Source organism: Nostoc sp. 'Peltigera membranacea cyanobiont' 210A (genome assembly GCF_002246015.1).
Classification (GTDB): Bacteria; Cyanobacteriota; Cyanobacteriia; order Cyanobacteriales; family Nostocaceae; genus Nostoc.
This window is the reverse complement of sequence record NZ_NOLJ01000004.1, coordinates 224,652-247,649: the sequence shown is the minus strand read 5'-3', so window position 1 is coordinate 247,649 and position 22,998 is coordinate 224,652. Positions and strand designations below refer to the sequence as shown.

17 protein-coding genes and 2 tRNA genes are annotated in these 22,998 nt (G+C 42.7%); 10 read left to right on the top strand and 9 right to left on the bottom strand.

The genetic code is table 11. The features are described 5' to 3' along the window. Nucleotides 1-4: 4 nt before the first annotated feature. The 3 genes from cobU (at nucleotide 5) to CDG76_RS39075 (ending at nucleotide 1,338) form a co-directional block, all read left to right on the top strand. Nucleotides 5-580: a bifunctional adenosylcobinamide kinase/adenosylcobinamide-phosphate guanylyltransferase gene (gene cobU, locus CDG76_RS14050; protein WP_094349612.1), complete on the top strand. Its 576-nt coding sequence runs from the start codon at nucleotides 5-7 to the stop codon at nucleotides 578-580. Between the two features lie 52 nt (nucleotides 581-632). Further along, nucleotides 633-1,052, top strand: a complete 420-nt coding sequence (locus CDG76_RS14045) for a hypothetical protein (RefSeq protein ID WP_094349611.1) — start codon at nucleotides 633-635, stop codon at nucleotides 1,050-1,052. A 160-nt stretch (nucleotides 1,053-1,212) separates the two neighbouring features. Continuing rightward, entirely contained in the window at nucleotides 1,213-1,338 is a 126-nt protein-coding gene (locus tag CDG76_RS39075) for a hypothetical protein (protein WP_262984327.1), read from the top strand. 14 nt (nucleotides 1,339-1,352) lie between these two features. Here CDG76_RS39075 and CDG76_RS14040 read toward each other — a convergent pair whose 3' ends face one another. Continuing rightward, nucleotides 1,353-3,101 carry an endonuclease gene (locus tag CDG76_RS14040; protein WP_094349610.1) on the bottom strand — a complete coding sequence of 583 codons (1,749 nt, stop codon included), beginning with the start codon at nucleotides 3,099-3,101 and terminating at the stop codon, nucleotides 1,353-1,355. A 499-nt stretch (nucleotides 3,102-3,600) separates the two neighbouring features. Between CDG76_RS14040 and CDG76_RS14030 the strand changes: the two genes are divergently transcribed. From CDG76_RS14030 to CDG76_RS14020, 3 genes are all read left to right on the top strand, one after another. Continuing rightward, complete coding sequence (locus tag CDG76_RS14030; protein WP_094349608.1) at nucleotides 3,601-4,560, top strand: ribonuclease Z; 960 nt, start codon at nucleotides 3,601-3,603, stop codon at nucleotides 4,558-4,560. Nucleotides 4,561-5,349: 789 nt separating this feature from the next. Then, entirely contained in the window at nucleotides 5,350-7,542 is a 2,193-nt protein-coding gene (locus CDG76_RS14025; protein ID WP_190240849.1) for a GumC family protein, read from the top strand. Between the two features lie 206 nt (nucleotides 7,543-7,748). After that, on the top strand, nucleotides 7,749-8,894 hold the full coding sequence (locus tag CDG76_RS14020; protein WP_094350000.1) for a SpoIID/LytB domain-containing protein: 1,146 nt from the start codon (nucleotides 7,749-7,751) through the stop codon (nucleotides 8,892-8,894). A 173-nt stretch (nucleotides 8,895-9,067) separates the two neighbouring features. Here CDG76_RS14020 and CDG76_RS14015 read toward each other — a convergent pair whose 3' ends face one another. Beyond that, nucleotides 9,068-10,366: a hypothetical protein gene (locus CDG76_RS14015; protein ID WP_094349607.1), complete on the bottom strand. Its 1,299-nt coding sequence runs from the start codon at nucleotides 10,364-10,366 to the stop codon at nucleotides 9,068-9,070. A gap of 216 nt (nucleotides 10,367-10,582) precedes the next feature. On the opposite strand from CDG76_RS14015, the gene CDG76_RS14010 reads away from it, so the two are divergent. Continuing rightward, entirely contained in the window at nucleotides 10,583-11,062 is a 480-nt protein-coding gene (locus CDG76_RS14010) for a hypothetical protein (protein WP_094349606.1), read from the top strand. An 89-nt stretch (nucleotides 11,063-11,151) separates the two neighbouring features. Here CDG76_RS14010 and CDG76_RS14005 read toward each other — a convergent pair. The 6 genes from CDG76_RS14005 to CDG76_RS13980 all read right to left on the bottom strand — a co-directional run bounded on the left by CDG76_RS14005 (nucleotide 11,152) and on the right by CDG76_RS13980 (nucleotide 15,068). Then, nucleotides 11,152-11,223, bottom strand: a tRNA-Gln gene (locus tag CDG76_RS14005). Nucleotides 11,224-11,476: 253 nt separating this feature from the next. Further along, nucleotides 11,477-12,274, bottom strand: coding sequence for a WecB/TagA/CpsF family glycosyltransferase (locus tag CDG76_RS14000; protein ID WP_094349605.1), 798 nt, complete (start codon nucleotides 12,272-12,274; stop codon nucleotides 11,477-11,479). 491 nt (nucleotides 12,275-12,765) lie between these two features. Then, complete coding sequence (locus CDG76_RS13995) at nucleotides 12,766-13,017, bottom strand: hypothetical protein (protein ID WP_094349604.1); 252 nt, start codon at nucleotides 13,015-13,017, stop codon at nucleotides 12,766-12,768. A 33-nt stretch (nucleotides 13,018-13,050) separates the two neighbouring features. Further along, a tRNA-Leu gene (locus CDG76_RS13990) sits at nucleotides 13,051-13,134 on the bottom strand. 91 nt (nucleotides 13,135-13,225) lie between these two features. Next, on the bottom strand, nucleotides 13,226-14,365 hold the full coding sequence (locus CDG76_RS13985; protein ID WP_094349999.1) for an alpha-hydroxy acid oxidase: 1,140 nt from the start codon (nucleotides 14,363-14,365) through the stop codon (nucleotides 13,226-13,228). A 469-nt stretch (nucleotides 14,366-14,834) separates the two neighbouring features. Continuing rightward, entirely contained in the window at nucleotides 14,835-15,068 is a 234-nt protein-coding gene (locus CDG76_RS13980) for a hypothetical protein (protein WP_094349603.1), read from the bottom strand. An 870-nt stretch (nucleotides 15,069-15,938) separates the two neighbouring features. Here CDG76_RS13980 and CDG76_RS13975 point away from each other — a divergent pair. Next, nucleotides 15,939-17,504: an NAD(P)/FAD-dependent oxidoreductase gene (locus CDG76_RS13975; protein ID WP_223265234.1), complete on the top strand. Its 1,566-nt coding sequence runs from the start codon at nucleotides 15,939-15,941 to the stop codon at nucleotides 17,502-17,504. Between the two features lie 71 nt (nucleotides 17,505-17,575). On the opposite strand, the gene CDG76_RS13970 is transcribed toward CDG76_RS13975, so the two are convergent. Beyond that, nucleotides 17,576-19,111 (bottom strand): hypothetical protein, encoded by a 1,536-nt coding sequence (locus CDG76_RS13970; protein WP_094349602.1) that lies wholly within the window; start codon nucleotides 19,109-19,111, stop codon nucleotides 17,576-17,578. A 1,015-nt stretch (nucleotides 19,112-20,126) separates the two neighbouring features. Between CDG76_RS13970 and CDG76_RS13965 the strand changes: the two genes are divergently transcribed. After that, on the top strand, nucleotides 20,127-21,581 hold the full coding sequence (locus CDG76_RS13965) for an aminotransferase class V-fold PLP-dependent enzyme (RefSeq protein ID WP_094349601.1): 1,455 nt from the start codon (nucleotides 20,127-20,129) through the stop codon (nucleotides 21,579-21,581). Nucleotides 21,582-21,701: 120 nt separating this feature from the next. Next, the gene (locus CDG76_RS13960) at nucleotides 21,702-22,988 is read left to right on the top strand and encodes a sulfite oxidase (RefSeq protein WP_094349600.1); all 1,287 of its coding nucleotides are present in this window, start codon (nucleotides 21,702-21,704) and stop codon (nucleotides 22,986-22,988) included. The last annotated feature ends 10 nt before the right edge of the window (nucleotides 22,989-22,998 follow it).

The following is a 22,998-nucleotide window of genomic DNA, read 5'->3' as shown; positions in this document are numbered from 1 at the left end:
AACTTTGGGTAAAATCATCTTAGTAACAGGGCCAGCACGATCTGGTAAAAGTGAATGGGCAGAAACTTTAGCCATGCAGTCAGGAAAAGCAGTTGTTTATGTAGCAACAGCCACCGATAACCCAGACGATGAAGAATGGCATCAACGCATTTTAGAACACCAACAACGTCGTCCCCAAGACTGGGTAACTTTATCTGTACCTGTGGAACTGTCTGCTACCCTTGCTGATGCCAAACCCTATACCTGTCTTTTAGTTGATTCTTTAGGAACTTGGGTTGCCAATCTCCTAGAACAGGATGAATCTAGCTGGGAAAATACCCTTGCAGAGTTTTTGGAGACGGTGGAATTGGTTGCTGCTGATATCCTGTTCGTAGCAGAAGAGGTGGGTTGGGGTGTGATACCAGCTTATCCACTTGGAAGGGCGTTCCGCGATCGCCTCGGTTCTTTAGTACGCCAGCTAGCAACACTTAGCGAAACTGTTTATTTAGTGACTGGCGGCCATGTTCTCAATCTCAGCATCCTTGGTTCGCCATTGCCAAATAAAGGAGATGCTGGAACATTCAGAAGTCAAGATTCTTAACTGTTGATTCAAATTAATCCAAAATCTAAAATCTAAAACCTAGAATTGTCTTATGGCAACCAAACAAGAAGTTAGAAAATACCTTGCCTACTGGTTTCAGTTGGGTAAGAAAGTGATTAAGGGCAACGGGGAGGCAAGCTTTTTGCCCCAGTCGGTGCTAAATGGCGATCGCTATAGTGAAGAATTTGAAGAATGCTGGCAAAAAATTATTTCACCGGAATCGGGTGATTGTTACCTTGAGGGTACATACGAAACTATTGCTGAATTGTTGACACCAGCATGGAATATGCTACCTTGCAGCCGATGCAGTATGCCAGTAGCCGCGCGAAACGTCGGGATGCCCGCGTTGTTATGTCCCTGTAATGATTTACCTAACTGGCCAAATACTGAATTGCCAGCACCGCGAGAGCCAATTAAAACTCAAGACCAACTCCAAACAATTCGCGATCGCCTTGTAAAGAATATTACATAAAAAAATTGCAATGGGACTTCCAAATAAAAAAATATCCCACAATTAACAGTCAATAGTCAGCAACTTCAACGACTGTCGAAAAACCCATCTGCTCAATTTCTCAAAAACGGAGTTCTAAAACTCTTCCCACCAGGATAGACTTAACCTGGATTTATCACAAGTGAGAAATCCAAGGGGTGTGGGAGGTGTGGGAGGATGGGGAAGAAGTCTTACCCCCCACACTCCCCACACTCCCCACACTCCTCTTCCCCTGAAGCCTACACTATGCGTGAGAAATCCGGGTTAAGACCTCCATACTTTTTAGTTGCAGTAGGTTCGTTGTGGCAGGGTAGAATCTAACACAAAGGGATTATCATTACCTTGGGGTGTTTTAGCGATCGCATGACTGCGTGCTACCTCACCAGCATCAATTGGATCGTCTGCTTGCCACTTACAGATAGTATCCTTTTGTGCTTCAAAGAAGCTTGCATTTGCCAATTGTGGGTAGACTGTGCGGAAATAGAAAATTACCCTAGCAATATCTCCTTTCTTTGCCTCCCGTGGTTCAAAGAATCCCCGTTTGAATTCACTGTATTTGTCAATATCCTGCGGACTCGGTTTGAAACTTAGTTCATCATCATCGAGATACCAAGACGTAGTTTGATTATCAGGAATATCTCCAAATGGAAAGTTGGCGCGATCGCTGTTAACTTCCACACGTGAAGCAAAGAGGTTATGCAAATCGCTTTTTGCTGGGCCTTCAGCTCCCATACTCTGGGGCCAAACGTGTTCAGCATTGATTCTGCGTTGTGCAGCTTCCTCTCTGGGTTTATCTGAATTTGGGTCAATCGGAACACTGTAACCAGCGTAGATGTCCGTTACTGTGCCAGCTTGGTTATCTATTTTGGTGTAGAGCAAATCACGGGCACTACCATATCCGAGACTAACGCGAGGAGAGTAAAGGCTATCTAGTTTTTCCAGTAAATTGTCTCCTGTAACACCAGAAAGAATTGTGCCTGGTGTAACTGGTGGTTCAGGACTGCTAACTGGGACTGATGGAATGGGAGTAGTCTCACCAATAGCTGATAGAGTAAATCGAGCAATCACAGGGTCGTGATCGCTGACTACTCTAGAAATCCCTGCGTTAACGTGAACAGCATTGATCTCAGGATTTCCATTGTTAAACAAATTTGGGGTAATCAGGATTTGGTCAATTTGTTCCTTATTCCCTCGAAAGACATAAGAGAAGCGGTCATCTTGAGGAATTTTGTTTACCAAATTTTTCAGCTGATTTCCTTCAAGGATTTTAATCGGCTGGGAGTCTGGAGTATCGTTTAGATCGCCAAGAACGACAATATTTGCATTTGGGTCAGTAGTTAAGCGATTTTCGACAAATTTGTTAACAATTGTTGCCTGCTGTATCCGTTTTGGGTTGGAAGCTGCTCCTCCACTTTTAGACGCAAAGTGATTGTTTATCAGGGTGATGGGAATATCGTTGAAAGTAAATTCACCCACTAAAGGTTTGCGACTTTCTGAAAAAGCTGGATCGTCGGCAAAGCGTTCAAGCTTTTGTAGCTTAACTCGTTGAGGATTGAACAAAAAGCCTACCCGGATATTGCCACCTGGTTGGCCTCCATCGAGTCCGTTCTGAGGAGGAATTTCCCGATATTCATAGGCTGGGCCTCCTACAGATTGGATAGAACTGATGAGAGTGTTAGCAGTCAGAGTAGCATCAACTACAGAACTTAACTCAGCTCCATCATTGTCTTGTACTTCTTGCAAAGCAATAATATCTGGTGCTTCAAGATTAGTAACAATCTGGTTTGCTAAAGCTGTAAACTTACCGTTTTTTACATCATCATCGACGTTTCTGGCCGACCTATCATCAACCTTAGAGACGTTTTCCTTTTTAGGATCGAGGTTTTCGACATTAAAGGTAGTAATCGTTAATTGCGTAGGACTTCCTAGCAAAGATGTAACTTGTACACCATGAGCGATTCCTGAAGGAAGCCAGAATGCAAGAAAAACGATAAAGCACAGTGCCTGCAAGACTTTTCGGAAAGAACTCATGAACATTCTCCTTAATTGCAAATAGAGACTTAACTCAGTTGGAGCGCCATTCCGAAGATATGAGAAGCAAAGAAGTTGAAGTTTTTCTCAAGCCATTTAGCTAAGAAAAACAATCTATCTGTTTCAGCCCAAAATCAAGTATTCAGTGCAAGCTTATGTTTGTATTAAGAGATGTACTTCGATTCCAAATAAGAAGTCATAACAAAATCAATAATACAGCAGTTATTTGGTATTTATCAACTTGTTATTTAGTTACTTGTGGATACTGAATTACGAGAATAACTAGTAACTAATACCCCATGACGCCACTTGCTTCTCCCTTGGCGCTAGCCTCTCCCTTTGGGAGAAGGGGAGACGCTGCGCGAACAAGTCGGCAGAGCCGCCCAACGCAATGGCTCCCCAATGCCCAATGCCCAAATTCCTAAGTATTTTGCTCAATAACCGTGGCACTATAGAAAATAGAGCTGCAAATTGAGCAATAGGAAGACTAAAGAACATTGTGCAGATAACATTCTTAGGGACGAGTTCCGGTGTACCCACGCGATCGCGCAATGTTTCCAGTGTCGCTCTGAGATTACCCCAAAGGGCAGAACTCTGGTTATTTGACTGTGGCGAAGGTACTCAGCATCAAATTATGCGGAGTGAACTCAAAATGAGTCAACTCTCCCGAATTTTTATCACCCACATGCACGGCGACCATATCTTTGGCTTGATGGGACTTCTTGCTACTTGCGGCTTGGCTGGTAATGTGGAACGAATTGATATCTATGGGCCACCTGGATTAAATGATTACATTCAATCCGCTTCACGTTACTCCTACACACACTTTTCTTACCCGATCAAAGTTCACGCCATCCGTCCAGGGGTAATTTTTGAAGACGATGACTTCACCGTTAGCTGTGGTAATTTGCATCATCGCATTACAGCTTTTGGCTACCGCGTAGCCGAAAAAGACCGAGCCGGACGCTTTGATGTGGAAAAAGCCAAGGCGTTGCAAATTCCTCCTGGTCGGGTTTACGGTCAACTCAAGCGCGGTGAAACTGTCACCCTTGCGGATGGACGGGTGATTGATGGCACCCAATTGTGCGGCCCTACAGAAATTGGTCGAAAGATTGCCTATTGTACAGACACAATTTATTGTGATGGTGCAGTGGAATTAGCTGATGATGTCGATGTATTAATTCACGAAGCAACCTTTGCCCATCAAGATGCAGATATGGCTTTTCAGCGGTTGCATTCTACAACGACAATGGCAGCGCAAACAGCTTTAGCTGCTGGGGCACGTCGGCTGATTATGAGTCATTTCAGTCCCCGCTATGCTCCCGGAAATACCTTGGAGTTAAAGGATCTTCTCAAGGAAGCTCGTGCTATTTTTCCCCGTACTGATATGGCTTACGATTTTATGATTCATGAAGTACCCAGACGACGGGAAATAGAGTTAACCAAGGTAAGCGTTTAAATTTTGGACTTTCCGGCGTAACGCTACGCGTAGCTTGCTTCCCTGGAAGGGTACAGCTACGCTAAGTCTAACGATTTTAGATTTTAGATTTCCTATTGAACGCTTCTAATCTAAAATCTAAAATTAACCAGGTTCTATCTTAGATTTTAATAGTCTCAATCATAAGATCAAGCAAATAAACGGTAGCTTCGTTTTTCGAGTAATATCATGTTCGGGTAATTAGTTGTGCTTCCCATAGTCATTGCACCCCACNCCCAGCCCCTCCCCGCCGGCGGGGAGGGGAGACAAAGCATAGCTTTGGCGGGGTGGGGTTCTTGGGGTTTAGTAAGTAATCAAGCGGACATGATATAAGTCAATTATTTAACCAATAATTTACGGTTAACTAGATGTATCAAGAATATACAAATAGTATGGTTTAAATATTTTTATCAATGTGTTTTTTCTATCACAAGTTATCAAAATAACTTTAATATATCTAGTAATATTGTGAGTTGGATAGTTTTATACTCAAATACTTAGAAAAAATAATTAATTTTTTGTCAAGATTTTTATTCCTTAAATAAAATATTTATTAAAAATTTATCCTTCTAACACTGATTCAGAATTTATATGCATGAATTGATGAACATGAAAGCGCCAGTTGGCATAATGTTATGCCAAATTAGCTTGTCATTGTTGGAAGAAGAATTAAGTATGCGATCGCAGCTATTAGGTGTAAAAAAAATCATTTCATATTTATCATAAATCTTCCAAATAAATATAGTGTTTCGATATTAGAGGAGTTTAATAGTGGCTAAGACTAGTCTGAATCAAGAGCAACAGGTTACTACTTCAGCACAAAGCGCAGTTGACATTAGACAACTATCTACTATTTTGCTTCGCCGACGCTTTCTGATCTTTGGAGTTTCCTGTGTAGTTATGTCAGCTGCTAGCCTCTTGGCTGTCATGGTCAAACCTACTTACCAGAGCAATATGCAGATATTGGTGAATTCCAATTTATCTGAAGAGGCACAGTCAAATACTCAGGTTACTGATTCAAATTCTCAAGTTGTTGATTCCACTACTCAGATGAAACTCATGCTGAGTTCTAAATTACTTCAGAAAGCTGTAGATTTACTACATTCTGATTATCCCGATCTTACTTTACAAGACATCAATGGTCAAAAAGAACATAACAGAAAAGCACCTTTAGAAGTAACTCCAGAAGCGGGAGGTATAGGAGCTAATAAAGTTTTTAATCAGGCATTTAAAGTTTCTTTTCATGATGACGATCCAGTAAAAGCACAAAAAGTACTTCAAGTGCTACAGAAAGTCTATCAAAACTACAACAAACAGCAGCAAAAAGAACGTCTTAATCAGGGATTAGCTTTTGTAAACACTCGTCTACCTGAAATAAAAAAAGAGGTAAGTAAAGCTGAGAAAAACTTAGAACAGTTTCGCAAAAAGCATAAATTACTCGATCCCGAAGTCCAAAGCAAAATTCTGCTAGAATCTCTAGCCGATATTCAACAACAGCTGCAAACTACTCGTGCCAATCTTCAAGATGTAAACGCTCGCTACGATAATCTAGAGCAACTAATAGCATCTTCGTCCCAGCAGAATACACTACTTTCTTCTCGTTTAAATCAGTCAAGCCGCTATCAAGCATTATTAAGTGAAATTCAAAAGACTGAACTAGCATTGGCTAAGGAGCGGCTCCGCTATACAGATGATTATCCATCGGTACAAAAATTAAAACAGCAACGCCAAAGTCAACTTTCCCTCTTACGAGAAGAGGTGAAAATTATTACTAATACTAGTAAGGAAAAGCCTTTATTCAAAGGACAAGTACTAGGGGTTGATCCAACGCTAGTAGATGAGTTTGTTTTAGTACAAACAAGTGTTTTAGGACTAACGGCTAATGAAAAAAATCTAGTCGATTCAGAACAGCAACTCCGCTCTGAGCTAAACAAATACCCAAGTTTAATAGCAGAATATAATCGTCTGCTGCCAAAGGTAGAAACTAGTCGCAAAAACCTTGAACAACTAATCCAGTCACAACAGTCATTAGGACTGAAAATTGCTCAGGAAGGATATAACTGGCAAGTTTTGGCAGAACCTTCTCCTAGTATTTATATGGGTAACAACAGATTATTCTTTTTGGTTGGAGGAGCAGTAATTGGGCCGATTTTAGGTATTTTAGCAGCCCTGATTTTGGAAAAGTTTAATGACGCTATTTATTGTGCCGGAGATTTAAAGAAACTGACGAATCTACGTGTATTGGGATCGGTACCAAAACTACCGTCACCTGGTGTCAAAAAACGGCGGCTTGGCCTGCCTTGGAATATCAGAAGAAGCTCAGATTCTTCTGTAATAGAAGCTAGTAATAAATTGCCCGTCCATGAAACTTTGGATATGATCTACCAAAATATTCAAATATTAAAATATCCCTTACCGTTCAAGTCGCTGATGTTTACTTCCGCACTACCAGGGGAAGGAAAGACAACCTTAGTATTAGGGCTTGTAGCTAGCGCTGCCCGAATGCATAGACGGGTATTGGTAATTGACGCTAATCTACATAATCCTAGCTTGCACAAAATCCTGGAACTATCCAATGATTGGGGACTATCTCTGTTATTAGTTGATGAGACAACTACTCATTTTCAAGATTACATCCAGCCCATTCACCCCTCCATTGATATTTTGACTGCTGGGCCAGAACCAGAAGACACAGTGAAGTTGCTCAGTTCTCAACGGATGAAAGAACTAATAGAGGTGTTTGAGCAAAATTATGACCTAGTACTAATAGATGCTCCCTCTATTTTAGGCACGGTTGATGCCAGGATTGTGGCATCTTTTTGCAGTGGTATTGTAATGGTAGAGCGGATGGGGAAAGTGACTCGAACTGAACTGACTCAAGCAATAGAAATTTTGAGTAAGTTGAATTTAATTGGAATTATCGCTAATGAAGTGAGCAATTCTCAAAAGGTATTGGCATCGTAAATCGAAGAATAAAAGTTTCTTTCCCACAGCAGTCAGATTTGGACTATTCACTTTCCCCAATTTCTGATTTCTACCTTATAGTTAAAGCAAAATGCATAATTAGTAGGAGGTGGCAACCTCCGGCGTTGGAGAACTGTCTCATCTTAAAGTAGTAGACGCCATAATCCAGAGCGTCAATTAGATACTAGTGTGATTAGATGATCGGTATGAAATTCCAACTTTACTTAGGCTCTTTACTTTCTCAGATTAAAGTACGTTATTGGTGGGTAAGTATCTTTTTGTGGATTGCTTTGGTTGCCCCAGCCCAAGCGTCTGTAATCCTACGCGTGGCAATTGAGAGGGGTGTTAATCAGGTAAAAGTGGGTAGTTCCACCACTGGCATCGTTAAGGATAGTACTGGCCGGACTCTTGGACAGTTGCCAGCAATGAGTGCATATTATGCCCAAGCAGTTCCTGGCGGAGTTGCTTTAGACAAGTGGCAGTCTGGTTTATTTTGGATTGAGCCAACTGGTAAAGGATTTGTTTATATTGGCGATCGCTGGTATCGAGGCAGAACTCTGGTTGTCCCCACAGAAAAAGGCTTAACGGCTGTTAACTGGGTGGATGACCAAGAATATCTCTACAGCGTTCTGGGTGGCGAAATGGATGCTAGCTGGCCCCAAGAAGCTTTAAAAGCCCAAGCGATCGCAGCCCGCACTTATGCCCTCTACGAACGAGAAAAACAACGGAATAATCCCGTTTACGATTTAGGCAATACCCCCGATCGCTGGCAAATTTACAAAGGTGTCATCAGTGAATCTCCTGCTACTTACGCCGCAGTGGATTCTACTCTAGGGCAGGTACTAACTTACAAAAATCGGATTATTCTCTCAGTTTTCCATGCTTGTTCTGGGGGACACACTGAAAACGTAGAAGATGTTTGGGGAAATACCCTCCCCTACCTACGTGCTGTTCAAGACTACGATCAAAATATCCGCGAGTGTAATTGGGTGAAAACCTTCTCGCCGAGTGAAATTAGCGCTAAATTTCCAGAGGTGGGCAGTGTGACGGCGATGATTCCAGAGACATACTCGCCTTTCCGCAGTGTTAAAGTTTTAAAAATTGTCGGCAACAAAGGCACGAAGGTGCTACAGGGCGAGGAAGTGCGAACAGCCCTCAAGTTAAAAAGTACCAAATTTAGCGTCACCAAGGGGGCTGATGGTAGTTTTGTACTGCAAGGGCTTGGCTACGGTCATGCTTTAGGTATGAGTCAGTGGGGGGCGTACAATCTGGCTCGGCAAGGAGTGAACCACCTGCAAATTTTGGGACATTATTATCAAGGTGTAGCTCTAACACCAATTCAAGCGAAGTAATCAGGGATTGGGGATTGGGGATTGGGGATTGGGGATTGGGGATGGGTGCAGAGGAGAAAAATTTTCCCCTGTTCCCTGCTCCCTGCTCCCTGCTCCCTGCTCCCTGCTCCCTGCTCCCTGTTCCCTGCTCCCTGCTCCCTGCTCCCTGCCCCCTGCCCCCTGCTCCCTGCTCCCTATTCCCCACTCCCACGTTCTAAGCGCCGTTGCCATTCAGCATCAATTTGTGCAGAACGTTCAACTTCTTGGTCGAGTAAGTCAGTTTCGCTAGAATACACTAAATCTTCATTGCCAATGACTTTTTCTGTTGCAAATTGTTGGGCATAGTCGATTTTTTGTTGCAAAGGTGCATCAGGACTTGCCAATAATCTTGCTCTGGAAAGGCGATCGCGATTGCGATCGCCTATTTTGCGATTACGCCACCGAATCCAGAAATAACGCAATAACGGTATACCTAAAAAACCTGCTCCGTAAATCAATAGCAGCCAATAAATTCCTTGCACAAAAGCTACCAGTCCACCTAACTGGACGGCAACAGTTCCATCTCTCAATAAACTTCCCAGTACTAAAGCACCAACAAAATTTAGTACCCCTAACCCAGCACTCAGCATAATTTGCCCGGAACTTGCGGCGCTAAAACGCCAGGGAAATTCCTCCAAGCGATCTGATATTGCATAACGGCGCTTTTTAACTGCACTCACCTGCAACTCTGGGAAGTAATAAACAATTTGCCCTTCTGGACTTACTGATGGTTGCCCATTAAATCGCGTCAGAACGGGCAGCATATAATCTTCGTACTCCCTTGTGTATCCCTCGCCAATATCATCCAAATATGGGGCAATTTGTTCTGCTACCACTGCACCACGGTTACTCCGAATCACCGTAGCAATTTCTTGCCAGCGGCGTTCTTCTAAGTTGGCGTTAGGATTACCATCACCAAACAAAAACGAAAACACGGCTTCAAAGAAATTCAGATTGCTTTCTTCCTGCCTTTCACGTCGCCGTTCCTGGTAGTGGTTGTCATAATTTGGGCTAAAATACCAAAATAAATTTGGAAAATAGAAGAACCCCCCACCGCCGGAATTACTGCCCCGATTGCCACCGTCACGATCTGAATTGGCAGAGGTAGTAATAATGTAGATGGCAATAATTATCAGGGTGATGGAAACAATTAAGAAAATTAAAAAAGAAGTGCGAATCAGGTAAAACAGAACACTCCAGACTTTTTTCCACCATTCCTGCAATCGTAGCCGGAAGTATTTATTACGCAAAATTGCTCGAAAGTTTTGTGGAAAAAGGAAAACTATATCACCGGAATCCGCTACCTGTAAATGTCCGCCAGCATCAGATGCCAGGGCTAACAAGCTTTGATTAGCTTCAGCGACGTTCAATCCTGCCTGAGTTGCCACATCACCAACGGTGACACGGTAGCCCAGTTGTTCCACAGCCTGCATGATGGTGGGACTGGGAGCCATTGCTCTCCCCTCCTATTGAAAATTATTCCTTTTCTTAAGTATAAAGTTTTATTTTGAGCGACTTAGCAGGGGTAGAGGTAACAATTCAAAATTCAAAGTGTTGACGTTCGGTCTTCAACTCTTTAATTGACTAGACAATCAACAAATGATCTGACACGCAAAATGATATAATTACTCTCCTCAGCTTGGTTAAATCAGCAAATTTTCTACTCAAATATGGTTCAATACACTCTCGCTCAAAGCCCAGAAATTATCCTTACTGTTTCTGGAAAAGATTCAGCCAAAGCTCGTGATAAAGCAATGGATCAGCTAATGGAACTGATGGATGCAGGTAAGCTACCCACGGAACTGGAAGAAGGATTTGGCCCTCAACAATTAATTGAGGTAAAAGAGTCAACTATTGATACTGCTAGTGGTGAGGATAGTATTACACAAGCTGTCCAGATTCTGAGTAACTTGGCGACGCTCAAGCTGAAAGTTCAGGAGTCACGATCTGAAGCCTTGGAAATTCGCAAAGCTGTTGATATTCTGTTTACTGATGACTCGGTGACTGAAGAGGAAATTACTCGACTCAAGGAAGGTTTTAAAGTTCTCAAAAATTTTGCTCAAGCTAATGTGCGTTACCAAGAAGCGCGGTCTAAAGCAGAACTGGCTCGGCAGACTCTAGATCAAGCTCTCAAATCTCCTGATAAGTAACATTTACAGAATTAGATGCATTGAGACACATCTTAAAAATGCAATTAAATACTCTAAAAGACAGGCATAAGAGCCTGTCTTAAGATTAACTGGGGCGCTAGGATTCGAACCCAGGGATGGCGAGACCAAAACCCGCTGCCTTACCACTTGGCGACGCCCCAACAATTTCACTATGGTTAATATAACACTTAGTCCTGGGTTAATGTCAAGTACTTTAATAGTTGATTTCAGATAATGGGTTTTTACAGCAGGAGATTGATGGGTCGGAATCCTTACACTTAGAATCTTTCATCATTTTGAGGTTGAACCCTTGAATCTTCATGCTTAAGGCATAAAATTCTTTCCTTCGCATCTAAAATCTGCTTTATCTTGATGATCGACGCCCTAAAGTCAGTCTCACCTATTTCTTTTTTTTTAGTCTCCAGTCTCGTGAAGAAAGACCCCTGCAATCCGACTTGATGATAGTAGTTGCTTAGTAGCCAGCCATATAAAGAGTGGAATAGTCTTAGCATAGCGGCCGCAAAGTCGGCGCGGTTCTTGAATCCATCGATACAGCCATTCAAGTCCTAAGTCTCGAACTATGCGGGGTGCCCGCTTATGAATTCCGGCATAAACTGGGAAAACTCCACCCAGTCCAATCATTACAGCTTGTACTTTGCCCTTATGTTGAGCTATCCAATTTTCTTGTTTGGGACATCCCAAAGACACTAAGACAGCGCTAGCACCACTAGAGTTAATCTTTTGAACCAAGGCTTCGTCTTCAATTTCAGTTAGGGGACGAAAGGGTAGAGGTTCCATTGCCGCAATCTTTATCTGCGGAAATTCCTTCTCTAACCTGTTTTGCATCCTAGACAGAATTTCTGTTTGGGAACCTACAAAGAAAATACTCAGATTTTGTGTTTGAGTTAGCTGACACAATGCGAGAAAAATATCCATCCCTGCCACACGGTCTTGGTAAAGCGCTCCCATCTTTCGCATCATCCACACCAGAGGCATACCATCAGGAGTAACTATATCTGCATTTCGCAATATGGTGGCAAACTCTGGATTCCAATGGGCTTCAATGAGCATGTGTACATTGGCTACATATACAGTTTTACTCTCACGCCTACTCGCCCACTTCACTATTGTTTGTATCTGGTCGTCAAACCGTAAAGCAGTAATAGGAAAATCAAGCACTTTTTTAGTAGGTAGAAGCACTCTCGCCACCATCAATAACTCCTGTATCCAAGAAAACAATTCATAGATTACCTAGACCAATCCCAATGATTTAATATTCGGATTGGATAACTCCTGACTTTTTGTAGGCTTGTGTCATTGTTGGAAGTTAACACATGGAGGTGCAATTGCCTTTTTAGTATACTTTTGGCTTAATCGGTAATACTAGAATTATTTACTGCTGTGTCTTAGTTTACTGTTTTATGTTAAGGATTTTACACACTGCTTGACAAAATTCATACTTCCTTCATAATTAATTTTTGGTTATTTCATCCAAGCATTATAATTGCGATAAATTCTTAGAGAGATGCTGCACAAAAAGTAGTATATAGTACTTACTACTTAAGTAGGTAAGTAAAATGCTAGCCACTTAGTCTGCCGTTTTTATACGTAAATATGCGCTTAAGAGGTTGAATTAATAAAATTAGTATATTTTAATGGCTAATAATTTTTTATTATGATTTCCAAATTTATTACAGACAGATTTAATTTAGTCTCTGTATTGAAAAATCCCTAAATTTTATTTGTTTCTGAAATAAAAGCCCAAAAAATAAGGGAAAGATAAATTTATCTTTCCCTGCTCTTTCATTTTTGTTATTGTCTGGCTTGTTACTTTCTTTGAGTCTTTGGCGTAACATTTGCCTTTGTTTTTTCAGTTGACGCTTCCTAGCAGAACCGCCTCTACCTTTATCATTTCTGCCTTCTTTACGGGGAGATTCCCATCTTTTCAGGCGCATAAGTTTTTAACCTCTTTAGCACTTTTTTGGTAGTGGGCAGGAGGAGAATCGAACTCCTATGACCGTAAGGCCGCCACATTTTGAGTGTGGTGCGTCTACCAATTCCGCCACCCGCCCTTATATCTAACCTTAACTAGTATACTCTAAATTAAGAGATTTTGTAACAAGTCTGAAAATTATTTCTGAAAGTTTTGCTGGAATAACATTTCTAACAGTTCTCCGACTTAAAGCGTGGCAGAGTCAATAAACTAGGGTCAATATCCTGCATTTTGGCACAGCCGCTAAGTGCCATTGCCACATTTAACTCATCTTGTAGTAGTGAGATGATATGAGATACGCCGATTTGCCCGGCTACCGCTAGTCCCCACAGAATGGGTCGTCCAATCAGTACTGCTTTTGCTCCTAATGCCAGAGCTTTGAGAATGTCTGTGCCTCTACGAATGCCGCCATCCAAGGCCACTTCTACTTTACCATCCACTGCCGCTACTATTTCAGCGAGGGCATCTAAAGAAGCGATCGCACCATCGAGTTGTCTGCCACCATGATTGGAAACGACTATTGCTTTGGCTCCATATTCTACAGCCCGCACAGCATCATCTGGGCGTAAAACTCCTTTGATAATTAAAGGTAGTGGAGATAAAGACTGCAACCATTCCAAATCGTCCCAAGTAACTGCTGGGTTTAGCTGTTGGGCAAAGTAGGTAAATAATCCAGATTCACCTTTTTCATGGGAAATATCTAGCCCTGAGATACTAGCAAGATTAGCCAGATGTAAGTCTTGGGGTAAGGCAAACTCATTACGTCTATCTCTCTCTCGCTGTCCGAGAACGGGTGCATCTACAGTTAGACAAAGTGCTTTGTAGCCTGCTTTATAGGCTTTTTCTACCAAAGCACGAGTTAATCCCCGGTCTTTATGGATATAAAGCTGGAACCATCGCAGAGAATCTGGAAACTGATTACATGCAGCCGCCACTTCTTCAATACTCTTTGTTGCCATTGTACTTAACACCATACCCACACCAGCTGATGCAGCAGCTAAAGCCGTGGCAACTTCTCCGTCTGGATGAGCTAGACATTGAAAAGCCATCGGTGCAATTAACAAAGGTAGTTGTAGGGGTTGTCCTAAAATGGAAGTATTTAGATTGCGATCGCTCACATCGACTAATATCCGAGGTCGCAGTTTGACTCGCTCAAAAGCAGCACGATTATCTCGCAATGTGATTTCGTCCCAAGCACCACTGCTATAGTAATCAAGTGTCGTTTGAGACAGATATTCTTTTGCTAGCTTTTCGTACTCAAAAAGGTTGATGGGTTGAAAGCGATCGTCAGTGGATAAGTATGTAGACATAATTAAATTTAAAATAAAACTTTTGTTCGTAGTGAGCGATTTATCGCTCTGCATAAGATTTTAAATTGCTAGAGTCGCTGACTACGATTATTCATGGTCAAGGCTTTCAAATATATTTATTTTTACTTACTTAGTTAGTTAGCGATCGCTCAACTGAGTTATGTGCCGAGATGTTGCTCCAACAGCATAAAGATTGCTCCCAAAAAAAGACCTCTGGCGCAAAGCAGAGGTCTTTCCGTTTCAGAACGTTGTAAAATTCATAAGCAATGTAAAACGCTGATATGGTTAATTTAATGGCTTCTGTGCCATGAACGTAAAAATAGCAACCCAATCGACAATCCCATACTGAGCATTATTATTACTCCTATACCGGAAATGCGTAGGCGCAGCCCGCCGCAGGCATCGCCAACATTTAGGTACAGACCTAGAAATCTAATGCTGCGACCAAAACTTCATCTTATCCAAGGTTTTAGGAGAACTTTTCCCAGGATTGGGCAACTAATTGGCTTAACCAGCGACGTTGTTGCTGATCCAGCAGTGGATCGTCTGCTAACAACTGAGCAGTTAACTCTTCCAAAGATTGACCCTGAGCGCGGACAATTTTAATGACTCCAGCGATCGCACTGGCAACTAGTTCTTCATCAATCGGCTGTTGTCGCAGAGCAATAATTTCTTGGGGACTGTCTGGAATGGGATAATTCATGGCGTGGGTTTACAGAAATACAAAATGAACAATAAATTTGACAAACTCTTAAAATTTCTTCACTGAATCTTTATGAAACTAATAGGGCGGAGTTTACCCTACTTTGTGCCTTAAGAAAATCTGTCTTAGTGAGTAGATTGATGGGAAATGTCAGGAAAACATGAAAGAAATCCTTTATTTAGAAGTTCCAACTCCAGATATAGAAACTGTGCGTAGTTGGTTACAAACAGATTTTGAACCCGGAAATGGAGAAAAAGTGCTTACCTCGGAAGGTTTTCGCCTTCAAATACCCAGTGCTACTACACCTGCTGGAGTGAGTCTTTCCGAAAACTTACCTACAGAACTTTCGGTATTTGTCTGGTCGGTGCAACGAACTACCTATCTGAAAGTGTTTCGCTGGGCAGAACAACCTTTTCCCGGTGAAGGAGAAATTCTGCAACGCTTGACCAAGGAAATCAGAAGCCGTTTTCCGCATCATTACCCAGAACCGCCAGCAATTGATTTATCCCAGCAATCAATATTTGCCGCACTAGGCTCTACTTACCCCCTGACCGTCAAGTATTTTCAGAAAATGCCCAACGGTGAATATGACCTAACTCGTGCCTATTGGTGGGAAAAACGATGGCGCGAAGGAGTGCGGAATCCGCAGCAGCCGCGTCAAGTAGTGTTTTCGCCGGGGAGCAGGGGAGCGGGGGAGCAGAGGAGCAGGGGAGCAGCACTTCGGCTACGCTCAGTGACCGAGGAGAANGGGAGCAGGGAGCAGGGAACAGGGAGCAGGGGAGCGGGGGAGCAGAGGAGCAGGGGAGCAGCACTTCGGCTACGCTCAGTGACCGAGGAGAAGTTGCAGTAAGTCTTTCCCCTCTGCCCCTTGTGCCCCATGCCCAGTACGACATTATCTATATCGGTGGCGCACTCGGTGCAATCCATGCAGCACTGATGGCAAAACTCGGATATAAAGTCTTGCTGGTGGAACGAATGCCCTTTGGGCGGATGAACCGAGAATGGAATATTTCGCGCGACGAGATTCAAAGCTTGGTTAACTTGGGTTTAGTCACCCCCGCTGAGTTAGAAACCATCATTGCCAGGGAATACAAAGACGGATTCAATAAGTTTTTTGATGCTAATAATCCAGCCAAACTGCGATCGCCCGTCCTCCACACACCCACAGTCCTAAATTTAGGCTTGGATTCCGAAAAATGGCTCCAAATGTGTGGGCAAAAACTGCAAGCGGCAGGCGGTGAAATTTGGGATGAAACAGAATTTATCCGTGCAGATATTGATATATCACAGGTAGTTTTGCAAGTCAAGCACTTGCCCAGTCAAATTGAGAAGCAAGTAAGTGGACGACTGCTAATAGATGCAATGGGAACTGCGTCACCCATTGCTTGGCAATTAAACGGTGGTCGTGCCTTTGATAGTGTCTGTCCGACGGTGGGAGCGGCAATTGAGAGCGGATTTGAGCAGGGAGTATGGGATTCCCAATATGGGGACGTTCTTTACAGTCATGGGGATATTTCGCGGGGAAGGCAGTTGATTTGGGAATTGTTTCCCGCAGCAAATGAGGAACTGACGATTTATTTATTTCATTACCACGAAGTCAATGCTGAAAATCCTGGTTCCTTGCTAGAAATGTACGAAGACTTTTTCACAATTTTGCCAGAGTATCGCAGGTGCGATATGGACAAATTGGTGTGGAAAAAGCCGACATTTGGGTATATACCAGGGCATTTTAGTGTGGGAAGTCGCGATCGCACAGTTGCTTTCGATCGATTGATTGCGATCGGTGATGCGGCATCACTCCAGTCTCCCCTCGTTTTCACCGGTTTTGGTTCCCTAGTTCGCAACTTAGAGCGCTTAACAACGCTGTTGGATACTGCTCTCAAACATGACTTGTTGAGTTTCCGCCACCTGAACCAAATTCGCGCCTACCAAAGCAACGTTTCCGTGACTTGGCTATTTTCCAAAGGGATGATGGTACCCACAGGGAAATTTTTACCGCCGCAGCGGATTAACTCCATGCTCAACACCTTCTTTGGGCTGTTAGCAGACGAACCGCCAGAGGTGGCAGATAACTTCATCAAAGATCGGTGTGATTGGTTAACCTTTAACCGCCTAGCACTGAAAGCCGCTAGGAAAAATCCTGCTTTACTTTTATGGATTTGGGAACTTGCTGGCCCTAGAGATTTAGTGCGATGGCTTGGTAGTTATTTCAACTTCGGTCGTCATGCGCTGATTAGTGCTTTACTGAGTCCGTGGTTCCCGCGCTTCTTAAACCGGGTAGGTTCTTGGCTAGAACCCCGGAATCCCGGCTTATGGCTGTGGCTATTGGCGATTAATTATGCGATCGCCACAGGCAAACCGCGATCGCCAAGTCAGGTGGCAAAATCCAACCCAGAAGCCATAATTCCGAAGTCAGAAGCAAGGATTCTGAATTAGTCATTAGTCATTGGTCATTGGTCATTAGTCATTAGTATTTAGACAAAGGACAAAGGACAAATGACAAATGACTAACTCTTGGGGCGAAAATTCGGCAGTTCTACAGATGCCAATGACTTACGCCCCTTGGGTGGACGCTGGGGATAAACTACTGGTGAAGGTGAATTGTCATCATTGGTGTTATCACCTAATAACTCTGAGGACAAATCACTTGCTGACAATTGTGAAACTTCTGACCAGTAGTCTTCAGTTTCTCCAACAGGCGTTTCGGTGTGAGATGGAGTGGAGGAAACCAGCAAGTTATTGGCTGGTGAAAGCACAGAATCCGTCGTCCAAGAAGTAGAGGTAGTTGCAGGAGGATTAATTTCTGCTTCCAACTGCTCCTCCTGTGGATTTTCTAGTTCCTTATCGTCTTCTAAAATTGTTGCTAAAGTCTCCCAAATCGGGGCATCACTAACATCCGTTTTCGCAGTAGCTGGTGGTGATGTCGATGCAGGCTGGGAGGTGAAAAACATTTGGATTAGACTATCTAATTGCTGATCTAAATTTGATGAACCCGAAGGTGAAACCGCTTCAGTTGTATCTGGAGAATCATCAACTTCTGGAGATGGGGCGGGTTGTGTTGGTGTTGGCGTGTCTTTCTTAACTGTCCAGTTCCAAGGAGATGATGGCGGCGTTGCAAAGGCTTCATTTCTTTGGAATGGGATTGGTGCTGAAGGTTCACCCCAAGAATTATCAAGATCGTTACTTAAGGATTCTTCTTCTGCTGACCAAGGTTGAATTGGCTGTGCATTAGGAAACAAAGACCGAGCTTTTCTAGAAAATCTTCCTTGGCTACTAGTTATGTCTTTAGGATGTTTTGCAGCATCCTCTAAGGAGTCATAGCTAGGAACCGATGTATCTAGACATTTTTCCAAAGCTGCTTTGAATTGCAGCGTCTGGCGTTGTTGTCGCATCAGTCTTGTACGTAACTCCCGACAAACATTTTCTGACTGCAATAACTGCTGAGATTGTTCGTTGTTATTAGTGTGTAGCAACGTACATTCTCGCTCTAACTGGGCCAGGCGTTGTTGGCTAATTTGTAGCTGTGCTTTATAAGTATCAGTGAAAATTTCCTGACGTTGAACAGTTTGTACGGCAGTTTCTAATTGTTGAAATAAAGATTTTATCTGTTCTTGAGCCGCCGCTAATTCCTGAGTGTGTTGGTTGAGCATCGACTCACTAACGCTAGAACGCGTTTTCTGCCACTGCAAAACCTTTTCTGACTCAGCTAGGTTGTCTTTTAGCTGCTCCACTTGTGCATACAAATTATTGTTAGCCGCACGTAATTCTTCGTTCAATGCCAGCAGGTTCTGAAATTCCGAGTCAATAAGTGCTTGTTTGCCGCTTTCAGGCTCTGCAACCCAGTCCTGCTGGGTAGTATCTTGAGTATCTTGTAAAAATTGTGTATCTTCAGCTGGCATGAGGAGTGGCAGTTTTTTAACTGTCATATTGTCATTAGGCACAACTGAGTAAAAGGGACAACTCGCCTGTTCTGATTGTGGCGAATTAGCAGAATTTAGGGATTCCATCACAGCCCCCTTGTTTGAGGTGTCAGCTTCATTCATCACTCTCGACTCACCTGCTTAAAAATATTCAGCAGCGCTGGCATTAGCATTGCTTATCAACTGTGTCTAATCAGGGTTTGCTCTAGAAGCTAAGTTTAACTCTCTCCAAGCACCAGCAATTAATCATCAATTGGTGTTCCCCATTTTGTATCTAGACTGATGCCGTTATAACACTATGATGCTCTGCCCCGTCAAGAAGAGGTGGAAGGGTAACTCTGGCCGCCTTTGAGGATAAGCGAGAGAGAGGAGAAACCCGATACATTAAAAATTAAACTGTATTGGCTGGCTGATGAAGTTTTTTATATGAAAAAACTGCCTCAGATTATACTTTATTTTTTAAAATCGCATCTGTCTTAAGAAATAAATTATGATTGTCTCCTGAAATACATTTTGTAATGCCTTATTGAGTACTTAAATATAGATATCCGTACAAGTATCTACTCTTCAATGATAATTCTCTCATCCTAAGCGATCGCTATTTAATGTCAGCAAACAACTAAGAGCTTCCACTATAACTGCAATGTTAAGAGATCCCGAACCATGCGAGTAAATACTTATAAAGTCTTAATAAAGATGTAACAAGTGGCCTAAGTAAAATATAAAACTTTTTTAAAGAGTAATCTCAACTTAGTCAGGGCTTTTTTCTCGATAAATATATTGCCAGTAAGCAATTGCAGGTTTTATTGGTTATAAGCTTTTCGATCGACTTATCTTCAATACGTCAAGTTTGTTTAATGACTGGAATAAAATCGTTTAAAGTATACTTTATTACTTAGTAATTTTATTTACACTGTATGTTAATTTACAATAAAAATACTAGATTTAAGCATTGTTACGGATATCAATTTTAATTATTTTATTAAAGAATAATTGTAATGACCGCGTTTTCTACTAGAAATAAAGTAATTATAAAGACCATAGTTACTGGTAATTAATCTGGTTGTAGCGCGAAATAAAGTGCTGCGGCAGTTAGGCTTTTTCCAAAAAATCAAAATTTAAAATCGGGGTGCTAAAGATGACTGATATACTTGCAATAGGCGCAAATATCAAGCAAGAGACTGCTAAATTACCGCTGCTTGTAGAAAATTGTGACAGCTTTTGGGACAAAGAAATCAGACCGTTATTTACAGATGAGTCTCTATCTTTCAAGGTGAAAACTCTTAACGGAAACTATGTCAAGTACGTCAACTTGGATAATGGAGCTACAACCACACCCTTTGCAACCCTCAAGCAGTATGTGGACGAAATGCTTGATACCTATGGCAGCGTACATCGAGGTTCTGGGCAAAAGTCCGTCATCACTACACGAGAATATGACGCTAGTCGGAACATTATTCGCGACTTTGTGGGGTCATCTTTAGACAACTATGTAATCTTTGCGAAGAATACAACAGAAGCAATTAATGGAGCTGCCACACTTTGGGCAAAAAAACCTGGGAAAATCTTAGTTTCTGATATTGAGCATTCATCTAACCTTCTGCCTTGGGTTACTAGAGACGAAGTTGTGCAGTACAGAACCCAGCCGGATGGAAGTGTAAATGTCGCAGAAATTGAAGATATTTTCAAAGCACACCAAAATCTCCCCGAAGCCGAGCAAATTAAGTTAGTAACTATTACAGGTGCTTCAACAATTACAGGTTACAGACCCCCAATTTACGAAATTGCAGCTTTAGCACATCGGTATGGTGCGAAGATATTTGCCGACGTGTGTCAGTTGATTCAGCATGAACGAGTTGATATGCGTGCTGATGATGACCCATGTCATTTAGATTTTGTGGCTTTCTCTGGACATAAGATGTACGCCCCTTATGGAACCGGGGTTTTGCTAGGGCCAAAGGAATTTTTTGATAGTTCCTACCCTTATCAAATTGGGGGTGGAAACCTGCCTTATATCACGAGAAACCTAGAGATCAAGCGTTTTTATACAGAACGGGCCCATGACCCCGGAACACCAAACGCAATGGGTGCGATCGCCATTGCCAAGGCGATTGAAATTATCGAAACAGTAGGGCGCGATCGCATTGCTCAGTATGAACACTCTCTAGTTGAATTTACGTATACACGGCTTGGGCTGATTTCTGGTGTCAAAATACATATTCCCGGAGATAACTTAGCCCATGTTATTCCCTTTGATATTGATGGATTTGACGGACGCTTAGTAGCAGAGATTCTGGCACAAGAATATGGCATTGGCGTTCGGGCTGGGGCTTTCTGCACTTATGAATATATTCGCAAACTCAAGAATGTTTCAGACGAGCAAGACTGTGAGATTGCTGAGGAAGTAGATAGAGGAATTACACGTAATATTCCTAGTATTATCCGAGCCAGCTTTGCTGTATATAATACATTAGAAGATTGCGATCGCTTTATAAATGCGATCGCTCAAATAGCTAAAAACGGATTGGCTCACTATTTGCCCAACTATACACAAGATCAGATAACTGGTGTTTGGACAGCGATAAACAGCTAGTTTTTTCAGGGCATTGGAAGAAGCAGAGGTGCAGAGGGGAAAGACTTACTGCAACTTCTCCCCTACTCATTCATTCTCTGTTTCTTAATTACGAATTACGAATTAAAAGGGGGTAATAGCTTGAGCGATGAAAACCTCTTTGACCAGGAGGATTATCTAAAGGCACGGGTTGAACAGTGCATTTGGCAAAAAAGTACAGATGTGGGTATTTCGCGCCAGCGCTTTCTGAAAATACTAGCCACTATGGTTGGCGCAACAGCCATCGCGGGGTTAGCTAAACCTGCGCCTGCTCACAGTCAGACAGCTATTAAAACTAAAGGCAGCAAAATACTTAAGCCATTACCACCAGGGTACATCTCTCATAGCAAAGGCACATTAGAGATGAACTGGGAAGCGATGTATGGGCGTGGCTATTTAGTACCAAATGATTGGTTCTATGTTCACAACCGCAGCGCACCTCCCCCGTTTGACCCATCTACATGGCGTTTGCAAATTCATGGAACTGGCGTTTCTGCACCTTGCGAATTTACTTACCATGAAATCATCGCCATGCCATCCATCTCAGTCACTTGCGCTATTGAGTGTGCTGCTAACGGTCGGCGCTTCTTTGAAGAAGCTTACAACACACCACTCCCTGGAACACTTTGGAGACTTGGGGCTATTGGTGTGGCTGAGTGGACTGGTGTACCACTTGGTATGTTATTAGAACGAGCTGGATTGAAATCCACAGCAAAAGATGTACTCGTTGAGGGTGCAGATGTGGATTCGTTGGACTCAAAGGAGACAAATAAATCCAAGTTCAGCAGTGTAGTTCCAATTAGCAAAGCATTAGCAGATAACTCGCTCGTCGTCTACGCCATGAACGGAGAACCATTACCTCCAGATCATGGTCAGCCGTGCCGTGTCTTATTCCCTGGTTGGGGAGGAAACGCCAACGTTAAATGGATTGAACGGATTGAGGTTTCTGAAACACCGATATATACCCAGTGGGTGACGGAGCAGATGGTGCTAGTTGGTACAGACTACCCAGCGATCGCACCATATAAAGGTAAGCTGATTACCTACCAAAATGTTAAGAGCGCTTTTGAGTTGGCTTGGCCAGCTACGCTTTCGGCTAAAACCCACTTACTACGTGGACGTTCTTGGTCTGGGAAAGGAAAAATTATTCGTGTGGAAGTCAGTCTAGATGGTGGTAAAACTTGGCAATTTGCACGACTGAGAGAACCAAATTTTCCATTTGCGTGGGTACGCTGGGACATTGAATGGAACCCACTTCCTGGGGAATATTTTCTCCAGGCTCGTGCTACTGACAATTTAGGTAATACACAACCGAGTACAGTTCCGTGGAATGACTCTGGATTGCTTTACGGAGGTGTTGTTAGCCATCCGGTGACAGTACAAGGTTAATCACACTAAG